Below are 349 nucleotides of genomic sequence, written 5' to 3'. Positions count from 1 at the left end.
GAAACTTGGCATTGCCACGAAAGAAGTTAACCTAAGCAGTATCCAAAGACCTTAATGAAAATTACAGCGTTTGGCTGTTTACTTCTTTGAGCCATTGAGTTGATTCCTGCTTTTTTAGCTTGGTCAACGTAGATGCCTGTGTATAGTAATTATCCGTTTTTTTGTCCCCTTGGTACTGCGCTTTCCTTTCGTTCAAAAAGAAGTTGTAAACAAAACGGGTGCAGCCAAAGTGCTTTGAAAGAAGTATTTCCTGCTCTTTGTTAGGCAACAACCTAAATCGATATGTCTTGTTTACTGGTTTCACTTATCCAAATATATGTGATTTATGTAAAACATAGCCGCTTTTGTG

Annotated in this window: 1 protein-coding gene; it reads right to left on the bottom strand. The window is 37.8% G+C overall.

The window, feature by feature from the left end; all coding sequences use genetic code 11:
- Window positions 1-61: 61 nt before the first annotated feature.
- Window positions 62-304 carry a helix-turn-helix domain-containing protein gene (locus I215_RS16725; RefSeq protein ID WP_083852529.1) on the bottom strand — a complete coding sequence of 81 codons (243 nt, stop codon included), beginning with the start codon at window positions 302-304 and terminating at the stop codon, window positions 62-64.
- Window positions 305-349 lie beyond the last annotated feature (45 nt).

The organism is Galbibacter marinus (genome assembly GCF_000300875.1).
Classification (GTDB): Bacteria; Bacteroidota; Bacteroidia; order Flavobacteriales; family Flavobacteriaceae; genus Galbibacter; species Galbibacter marinus.
Note: the sequence above shows the minus strand (reverse complement) of the source record. Positions and strands in the feature narration are given on the sequence as shown.